Here is a 9263-nt window from a genome sequence, read left to right as displayed (position 1 = left end):
GCCGCCAGCACCGCCGCGCGCGCCGAGGCCGGCGCGGTGAAGCACAGTTCGTAGTCGTCGCCGCCGGCGGCGGTGTAGGCGCGCCGCAGCGCCGTCTCGCGCGTGGCCAGCACGGCGCCGGCCGGCAGCGCGTCGACGTCCAAGGTGGCGCCAAGCCGCGACTGCTTGAGGATGTGCCCGATATCGCCCACCAGGCCGTCGGAGATGTCGATCGCCGCGTGGGCGATGCCCTGTTCCGCCAGCAGCATGCCGAGCGCCACGCGCGGCGTCGGCGTGTGCAGGCGCACCGCGGCGGCCAGCAGGCTGGCGGCGTCCATCGTCTGTTCCAGGCGGTAGCCGGCCAGCGCCAGGCGGGCGTCGCCCAGGGTGCCGGAGATCCAGATATCGTCGTCCTGCCGCGCCGCGCCGCGGCGCAGCGCCTGGCCGGGCCGCACTTCGCCGAACACGGTGATGCAGATGTTGAGCGGTCCCTTGGTGGTGTCGCCGCCTATCAGTTCGATGTTGTAGGCGTCGGCCAGCGCGAACAGGCCGTTGGAAAAGCCGGCCAGCCAGTCGCGCTCGGCCGACGGCAGCGCCAGCGCCAGCGTAAAGGCGACCGGGCGCGCGCCCATCGCCGCCAGGTCCGACAGGTTGACCGCCAGCGCCTTGTGGCCGAGACGGGCCGCGTCCTCGCCGGCAAAGAAGTGGCGGCCCTCGACCAGCATGTCGGACGAGATCGCCGTCTGCATGCCGGGCGTGGGCGCGAGCAGCGCGCAATCGTCGCCGATGCCGAGCGTGGCGCGGGCCGCGTGCTGCGGGCGCTGGAAGTATTCCTGGATGAGGTCGAATTCGGAGAGCATGCCCTATTGTACTGAAGACGCGCGCGGCCGGCTGCCGCCGCCGCCGTCGATAATTGGTATTTTCAATCAAATTTCATCGATCGATACAAAATAGTGATAGATGCGGAAAATTGATTATGTTGGAGCTATTGATAGGTTATTGCCGCTAAAAACGTCAAAAATTCGGCTGATGTTGCCTTGAATCATAAATAATGCTGATATCTGTCATAGCTGTTGGTGAAAATACCTACTTAATTGAAAGAATTGGTCTGATAAAATCGGAAGCTTTCCGACAGTACAAACAGGAAGGCCGCACAGCATGGATTCGTCATCTGATAAAAAAGAAGAACTTCGTCAACAATTGCGCCTCGCGGCGCTCGAATACCACGAGTGCCCGACGCCAGGCAAGATCAGCGTCACGCCGACCAAGCAACTGACCAACCAGCGCGACCTGGCCCTGGCCTACTCGCCGGGCGTGGCCGCGCCGTGCGAAGAAATCGTCATCGATCCGGCCAACGCCTATAAATACACGGCGCGCGGCAACCTGGTGGCGGTCATCACCAACGGCACCGCCGTGCTGGGCCTGGGCAACATCGGCCCGCTGGCGGCCAAGCCCGTGATGGAAGGCAAGGGCGTGCTGTTCAAGAAATTCGCCGGCATCGACGTGTTCGACATCGAGATCAACGAGCTGGACCCGGACAAGCTGGTCGACATCATCGCCTCGCTGGAGCCGACCTTCGGCGGCGTCAACCTGGAAGACATCAAGGCGCCCGAGTGCTTCTACATCGAGCGCCAGCTGCGCGAACGGATGAAGATCCCGGTCTTCCACGACGACCAGCACGGCACCGCCATCATCGTCGGCGCGGCCATCATGAACGGCATCCAGTACGTCGGCAAGGACATCGCCAACTGCAAGCTGGTGGTGTCGGGCGCCGGCGCGGCCGCGCTGGCCTGCCTGGACCTGATCGTCGACCTCGGCTTCCCGCTGGAAAACATCTACGTCACCGACCTGGCCGGCGTGGTCTACAAGGGCCGCAAGGAATTGATGGACCCGGACAAGGAACGCTTCGCCCGCGAAACCTCGGCCCGCACCCTGGCCGAAGTCATCAGCGACGCCGACATCTTCCTCGGCCTGTCGGCCGGCGGCGTGCTGAAGCAGGACATGGTCAAGGCCATGGCGCCCAACCCGCTGATCCTGGCGCTGGCCAACCCGAACCCGGAAATCCTGCCGGAAGACGTCAAGGCGGTGCGCGGCGACGCCATCATCTGCACCGGCCGCTCGGACTATCCGAACCAGGTCAACAACGTGCTGTGCTTCCCGTACATCTTCCGCGGCGCGCTCGATTGCGGCGCCACCACCATCACCCGCGAAATGGAAATCGCCGTGGTGCACGCGATCGCCGAGCTGGCCCACGCCGAGCAGTCGGACATCGTCGCCACCACCTACGGCTTCAGCAACCTGTCGTTCGGCCCCGAGTACCTGATCCCGATGCCGTTCGATCCGCGCCTGCTGATCAAGATCGCCCCGGCCGTGGCCAAGGCGGCCGAGGAATCGGGCGTCGCCACCCGTCCGATCAAGGACCTGCAAGCCTACGCCGACAGCCTGCAACAGTTCGTCTACCGCAGCGGCACCTTCATGAAGCCGCTGTTCCAGGTCGCCAAGAAGACCGCCGCCGAACTCAAGCGCATCGTCTACGCCGAGGGCGAAGAGGAGCGCGTGCTGCGCGCGGTGCAGGTGATCGTCGACGAGAAGCTGGCGCGTCCCATCCTGGTCGGCCGTCCGGCGGTGCTGGAGACCCGCATCACCAAGTTCGGCCTGCGCCTGAAGCAGGGCGTGGACTTCGACGTCATCAACCCCGACCACGACGAGCGCTATCGCGAATACTGGCAGGCCTACTACGAGCTGACCGCCCGCAAAGGCGTGACGCAGGAGTACGCCAAGCTGGAAATGCGCCGCCGCCACTCGCTGATCGGCGCCATGATGATCAAGAAGGGCGACGCCGACGGCATGATCTGCGGCACCTTCGGCACCACCCAGCTGCACCTGCACTATATCGACCAGGTGCTGGGCAAGCGCGACGGCGCCTGCGTGTACGCCGCGATGAACGTGCTGATCATGCCTGAGCGCCAGCTGGTGATGGTCGACACCCACGTCAACGAGAACCCGAACGCCAAGGAGCTGGCGGCGATCACCGTGATGGCGGCGGAAGAGATGCGCCGCTTCGGCCTGTCGCCGCGCGCGGCGCTGCTGTCGCACTCCAACTTCGGCTCGTCCAACAGCGAATCGGCGCAGAAGATGCGCGCCGCGCTGGAGCTGGTCAGGCAGCTCGACCCGACCTTGGAAGTGGACGGCGAAATGCACGGCGACACCGCGCTCGACGCCAAGCTGCGCAACTCGATGATGCCGGGCACCACGCTGACCGGCGACGCCAACCTGCTGGTGATGCCGAACATCGACGCCGCCAACATCGCCTACAACCTGGTCAAGACGGCGGCCGGCAACGGCATCGCGGTCGGTCCCATCCTGCTGGGCTGCGCCAAGCCGGTGCACATCCTGACGCCGTCGGCCACGGTGCGCCGCATCGTCAACATGACCGCGCTGTGCGTGGTCGACGCGGTGGCCCAGCGCAAGGTGTAAGCCTTCCCGCCGCACTACGGCCCAGGGCCGGGCCGCTCGCCGGCCCGGCCTTTTTTATTGCATTTGAATCAATGAAGGTGAGTCATCACCGCCGTTGATGGTAACAAGATGTAAGTGATGTAATCGATATAATTGGTGAGAAGTGCGCCATATGCGCTCTGTTACAATGGCGGGTTGTAAAGTCACCCATGATTTGGATGGTCAGTCACCATGAATAAAACAAAAAAAGCCCTGATTACGGGTATTACCGGCCAGGACGGCGCTTATCTGGCGGAGCTGCTGCTGGAAAAAGGCTATCAAGTCACCGGCACTTATCGCCGCACCAGCTCGGTGAATTTCTGGCGTATCGAAGAACTGGGCATCCAGTCGCATCCGAATCTGAACCTGGTCGAGTACGACCTGACCGACCTGGGCTCCAACATCCGCCTGCTGCAAACCGCGCAGCCGGACGAGGTCTACAACCTGGCGGCGCAAAGCTTCGTCGGCGTCTCCTTCGAACAGCCGGTCACCACCGCGGAAATCACCGGCATCGGCCCGGTCAACCTGCTGGAAGCGATCCGCATCGTCAATCCGAAGATCCGCTTCTACCAGGCGTCGACCTCGGAAATGTTCGGCAAGGTGCAGGCCGTGCCGCAGAAGGAAGACACGCCGTTCTACCCGCGCAGCCCGTACGGCGTGGCCAAGCTGTATGCCCACTGGATGACCGTGAACTACCGCGAATCCTATGGCATCTTCGGCTGCTCCGGCATCCTGTTCAACCACGAGTCGCCGCTGCGCGGCCGCGAGTTCGTCACCCGCAAGATCACCGACTCGGTGGCCAAGATCCACCTGGGCCAGCTCGACGTGCTGGAACTGGGCAACCTGGACGCCAAGCGCGACTGGGGCTACGCCAAGGAATACGTCGAAGGCATGTGGCGCATCCTGCAGGCCGACGAACCGGACACCTATGTGCTGGCCACCAACCGTACCGAAACCGTGCGCGACTTCGTCAGCATGGCGTTCAAGGCGGTCGACGTGGCGCTGGCGTGGAGCGGCGAGGCCGACCACGAAATCGGCACCTGCAAGAAAACCGGCAAGGTGCTGGTGCGCGTCAATCCGAAGTTCTACCGTCCGGCCGAAGTCGAACTGCTGATCGGCGACCCGGCCAAGGCCCTCGCGGACCTGGGCTGGAAGCCGCGGACCACGCTGGAGCAGCTGTGCCAGATGATGGTCGAGGCCGATCTGCGCCGCAACAAAGCCGGCTTCTCCTTCTAAGGGAACGACGATGGCAGCTGCAGGCATGGAGGGCGCCGAAGGCGCAGGCAAGCGCGCCCTGATCACGGGGCTGTCCGGTTTCACCGGCCGCTATGTCGAGCAGGAGCTGTGCGCCGCCGGTTACGAGGTGTACGGCACCATCACGCCCGGCCACGCGCCCGGCGAGCGCCAGTTCGCCGTCGACCTGAACGACCGCGCCGGCCTGGCCGCCGTGGTGGCCCAGGTGCGGCCGGACGTGGTGGTCCACCTGGCCGGCATCGCCTTCGTCGGCCACGGCGACGTCGAACAGATCTACCGCGTCAACGTGGTCGGCACCCGCAACCTGCTGGAGGCGCTGGCCGCCGCCGAGCACCGGCCGTCGGCCGTGCTGCTGGCCTCCAGCGCCAATATCTATGGCAATACCGACGTCGGCCTGATCGGCGAAGACGTGCCGGCCGCGCCGGCCAACGATTACGCGGTCAGCAAGCTGGCCATGGAATACATGGCGCGCCTGTGGCGCGACAAGCTGCCGCTGATCGTGGTGCGCCCGCTGAACTACACCGGCGTCGGCCAGCACGAGAACTTCCTGCTGCCGAAGATCGTCGGCCACTTCCGCCGCCGGGCCGCCGACATCGAGCTGGGCAACCTGCACGTGTGGCGCGACTTTTCCGACGTGCGCATGGTGGCGCAGAGCTACCGCCGCCTGCTGGCCGCCGGCCCCGCCGCCGCCGGCCAGACCTTCAACATCTGCTCCGGCCAGGCTTACTCGCTGGGCGAGGCGCTGGCCATGATGGCCGACATCGCCGGCTACCAGATCAACGTCCACGTCAACCCGGCCTTCGTGCGCGCCAATGAAGTGGTGCGCCTGGTCGGCGACAACCGCCGCCTGCAGGCCGTGATCGGCCCGCTGGCGACGGTGCCGCTGGCCGACACGCTGCGCTGGATGTACACCGCGTGAGCGCGGCGCCAACCACCACGGCCGCGCGCGTGCTGCGCGTGGGCCTGTCCACCACCACGGCCGAACCGGCGCTGACCGGCGGCCGGCTGGACGGCATGGGCGTGTACAGCCGCGCGCTGCTCGAACACCTGCCGCAGGCCGGCGCCGAGGTGCTGCCGTTTTCCTTCCCGTCGCCGGGCGCGGCCGAGCGCCTGACGGTGGGCCGCGCGCTGCCGCTGTCGTTCCCGCTGGCGACGCTGGGCAACCTGCTGCTGCCGTCGTCGGTGCACATGAACATCAGCCGGCTGGCGGGCAAGGACGCGCCGCCGCTGGACCTGTTCCACGCCACCGACTACCGCATCGTGCGCATGGATTGCCCGGTGGTGGCGACCTTGCACGACGCCGTGCCGATCGCCCATCCCGAGTGGTGCAAGCCGCGCCTGCGCGGCCTGAAGAACTGGCTGCAGATCCAGGCCGCGCGCCGCGCCCAGCATGTGATCACCGGTTCCCACTACTCGATCCGCGAGCTGGTCGAATGCTTCGGCGTCGACCAGCGCAAGATCAGCGTGGTGCACCACGGCGTGCGTCCCGAATGGTTCGAGGCGCCGGCGGCCGAGGCGCGCGACGCCACGCTGGCGCACTACGGCCTGACCGCCGGCTACTTCCTGTTCGTCGGCACGCTGCAACCGCGCAAGAACGTCGGCCGCCTGCTGGAGGCCTACCTGGCCTTGCCGCCGGTGCTGCGCGCCGCGCGCCAGCTGGTGATCGTCGGCGCGTCCGGCTGGCTCAGCGACGAGCTGGTGGCGCAGATCAAGGCCGCCGGCCAGCGCGGCGAAAACGTCATCTGGCTCAACCAGCTGACCGACGACGCCCAGCTGCACCACCTGTACGCCGGCGCCGGCGCCTTCATCTTCCCGTCGCTGCACGAGGGCTTCGGCCTGCCGCTGGTGGAAGCCTTCGCCAGCGGCGTGCCGGTGGCCACCTCCAACGCCACCTCGCTGCCGGAAGTGGCGCAGGGCGCGGCGCTGGAATTCGATCCGCTGTCGGTGCCGGAAATCACCGCCGCGATGACCACGCTGGCGCGCGACGACGCGCTGCGCCAGCGCTGCATCGCCGCCGGCCACCGCCGCGCACTCGAACTGACCTGGGATGCCGCGGCGCGCCGCACCGTCGCCGTGTACCAGCAAGTCCTCTCCAATTGAAGCATCACTGAAGTCTGACAGAAGCTGCCATGCGCGTCCTCCATTTTTACAAGACCTATTACCCCGACACCTGGGGCGGCATCGAGCAAGTGATACGCCAGCTGTGCGTGGGCACCGGCCGCCTCGGCGTCAGCAACGAAGTGCTGACCCTGACGCGCGACAGCGGCCCGACCCAGATCGAGTTCGAAGGCCACACCGTGCACCGCATGCCGCTCGACTTCGAGATCGCCTCCACCGGCTTTTCGTTCGCGGCGATCCGCCAGCTGGCGCGCCTGGCGCGCGAGGCCGACGTGATCCACTACCACTTCCCGTGGCCGTTCATGGACCTGGCGCACTTCATGGCGCGGATAGACAAGCCGAGCGTGGTGACCTACCACTCGGACATCGTGCGCCAGAAAAACCTGCTGCGCGTGTACAGCCCGCTCAAGCGCCGCTTCCTGCGCAGCATCGACACCATCGTCGCCACCTCGCCCAACTACCTGGCCTCGTCGCCGGTGCTCAAGCGCTTCGAGCACAAGACCCGCACCATCACCTACGGCCTGGACAAGACCATCTATCCGCAGCCGTCGGACGCGCTCAAGGAGCAGTGGCGCGCGCGCTGCGGCGAGCGCTTCTTCCTGTTCGTCGGCGTGCTGCGCTACTACAAGGGCCTGCACATCCTGCTCGACGCCATGGCCAACCTGGACTACCCGGTGGTGATCGTCGGCGCCGGCCCGATCGAGCAGGAACTCAAGCAGCACGCGCAGCGCCTCGGCCTGACGCATGTGATGTTCGTCGGCGCGGTCGAGGAGCTGGACAAGGTGGCGCTGCTGGAGCTGTGCTACGCGATGGTGTTCCCGTCGCACCTGCGCTCGGAAGCGTTCGGCATCTCGCTGCTGGAAGGGGCGATGTACGGCAAGCCGATGATCTCCAGCGAGATCGGCACCGGCACCACCTACATCAACCTCGACAACGAGACCGGGCTGGTGGTGCCGCCCGACGATGCGCGGGCCTTCGGCGCCGCCATGCGCACGCTGTGGGAACAGCCGGAGCGGGCCGCCGAGATGGGCCGCCGCGCCGAGGCGCGCTACTGGGAACTGTTCACCGCCGAGACCATGGCGCGCAACTACCACGCGCTGTACCGCGAGCTGGCCGGCCGCAAGCGCACTGCTTGATCTGGCGCAAGTGCGCCACTGGCGGGCGCGGCTATCATGGCGGTCGAACTCCGCGCCCTGCCGATGGTCCTCATCAATGACGCTGCCAAGACGGCGCCACCCCCTGTGCGACGCAACGACGTCGTCCGGGCGGGAGTTCACCACCGCAGTCCGCTGCGCAGGTTAGAATAGCCGCCACATCCCCCTGAATCCCGGAGACCCGCGTGCGCTGCCTGGTTATTGAAGACGAAGCCGAAACCTCGAACTACATCTGCAAGGGGCTGCGCGAGGCGGGCTACCTGGTCAGCGCCTGCGACAACGGCCCGGACGGCCTCGACCTCGCGGCCGGCAACGACTGGGACATCATCATCCTCGACCGCATGCTGCCGGGCCGCATCGACGGCCTGTCCATCGTCGACAAGCTGCGCGCGCTGGGCAAGCAGACCCCGGTCATCATCGTCAGCGCGCTGACCTCGATCGACGCCCGCGTGACCGGCCTGCGCGGCGGCGCCGACGATTACCTGTCCAAGCCGTTCGCCTTTTCCGAGCTGCTGGCGCGCATCGAGGCGCTGCAGCGGCGCAGCGCGCCGGGCGCCGACAGCTCGCAGCTGCAGGTGGCCGACCTGAAGCTGGACCTGCGCACCTTGCGCGTCACGCGCGGCGCCAAGGTCATCACGCTGCAGCCGCGCGAATACCGGCTGCTGGAATACCTGATGCGCAACGTCAACCAGGTGGTGACCCGCACCATGCTGCTCGAATCGGTGTGGGACTACCATTTCGATCCGCAGACCAATGTGATCGACGTCCAGATCAGCCGCCTGCGCGCCAAGGTCGACAAGGATTTCCCCGTCATGCTGATCCACACGCTGCGCGGCGTCGGCTACCGCATGGGCGCCATCCCGCCCGAAGACGCCGCGCCGCCGGCCGGAGGCCGGCCCGCTTGATCACGCTGCGCGCCTCCACCGCCGCCCGGCTGGTGCTGGGCTACGGCCTGCTGGGCACGGCCTCCATGGTGCTGGTGTCGGCGGTGTTCTACCACGGCACGGTGGGCGTGCTGGACCGGGAGATCGACGGCCGCATCGTCGCCCAGTCGGAGCGCCTGCTGGCCCACGCCGCCGGCCAGGCCCACGGCGCGCTGCTGGCCGAGGTGCGGCGCCAGCTGGACGACGGCATCGACAGCGACCTCGAAATCTTCCAGATGCTGGCGGCCGACGGCCGGCCGGTGGCCGGCAACCTGGGCGCCTGGCCGGCGACAGCGGCGGCCGCCGCGCGCGGCGGCGACGCTGCCACCCTGCTCAGCAC

Annotated in this window: 7 protein-coding genes and 1 pseudogene; 7 read left to right on the top strand and 1 reads right to left on the bottom strand. The window is 66.9% G+C overall.

Annotated features, from left to right (window positions below; translation table 11 throughout):
* The coding region (gene thiL / locus V6M89_RS30055) for a thiamine-phosphate kinase (protein WP_332856658.1) at positions 1 to 839 on the bottom strand (839 nt) is incomplete at its 3' end.
* Positions 840 to 1137: 298 nt separating this feature from the next.
* Between thiL and V6M89_RS30050 the strand changes: the two genes are divergently transcribed.
* The 7 genes and pseudogenes from V6M89_RS30050 to V6M89_RS30020 all read left to right on the top strand — a co-directional run.
* Complete coding sequence (locus V6M89_RS30050) at positions 1138 to 3456, top strand: NADP-dependent malic enzyme (RefSeq protein ID WP_332856657.1); 2319 nt, start codon at positions 1138 to 1140, stop codon at positions 3454 to 3456.
* 210 nt (positions 3457 to 3666) lie between these two features.
* The gene (gmd, locus tag V6M89_RS30045; RefSeq protein ID WP_332856656.1) at positions 3667 to 4710 is read left to right on the top strand and encodes a GDP-mannose 4,6-dehydratase; all 1044 of its coding nucleotides are present in this window, start codon (positions 3667 to 3669) and stop codon (positions 4708 to 4710) included.
* Positions 4711 to 4720: 10 nt separating this feature from the next.
* A complete protein-coding gene (locus V6M89_RS30040; protein ID WP_332856655.1) occupies positions 4721 to 5647 on the top strand; it encodes a GDP-mannose 4,6-dehydratase in 927 nt (308 codons plus the stop codon).
* The gene (locus V6M89_RS30035; RefSeq protein ID WP_332856654.1) at positions 5644 to 6828 is read left to right on the top strand and encodes a glycosyltransferase family 4 protein; all 1185 of its coding nucleotides are present in this window, start codon (positions 5644 to 5646) and stop codon (positions 6826 to 6828) included. The genes V6M89_RS30040 and V6M89_RS30035 overlap by 4 nt, the downstream gene beginning before the upstream one ends.
* A 29-nt stretch (positions 6829 to 6857) precedes the next feature.
* Entirely contained in the window at positions 6858 to 7982 is a 1125-nt protein-coding gene (locus tag V6M89_RS30030; RefSeq protein ID WP_332856653.1) for a glycosyltransferase family 4 protein, read from the top strand.
* Between the two features lie 203 nt (positions 7983 to 8185).
* Positions 8186 to 8905: a response regulator transcription factor gene (locus tag V6M89_RS30025; protein WP_332856652.1), complete on the top strand. Its 720-nt coding sequence runs from the start codon at positions 8186 to 8188 to the stop codon at positions 8903 to 8905.
* Positions 8902 to 9263, top strand: a pseudogene (locus V6M89_RS30020) (sensor histidine kinase); the annotation flags it as partial. The gene V6M89_RS30025 and the pseudogene V6M89_RS30020, both read left to right, overlap by 4 nt.

Origin of the sequence: Duganella sp. S19_KUP01_CR8 (genome assembly GCF_036688705.1) — a bacterium.
Lineage (GTDB): Bacteria > Pseudomonadota > Gammaproteobacteria > Burkholderiales > Burkholderiaceae_D > Rugamonas.
The sequence above is the reverse complement of the archived record's forward strand: the minus strand, read 5'-3'. Positions and strand labels throughout refer to the sequence as shown.

Bases quoted from the DNA above. Each gene is read 5' to 3' on its own strand.
- V6M89_RS30040 (WP_332856655.1), top strand. From the start codon at position 4,721: ATGGCAGCTGCAGGCATGGAGGGCGCCGAAGGCGCAGGCAAGCGCGCC.
- gmd (WP_332856656.1), top strand. From the start codon at position 3,667: ATGAATAAAACAAAAAAAGCCCTGATTACGGGTATTACCGGCCAGGAC.
- V6M89_RS30050 (WP_332856657.1), top strand. From the start codon at position 1,138: ATGGATTCGTCATCTGATAAAAAAGAAGAACTTCGTCAACAATTGCGC.
- V6M89_RS30030 (WP_332856653.1), top strand. From the start codon at position 6,858: ATGCGCGTCCTCCATTTTTACAAGACCTATTACCCCGACACCTGGGGC.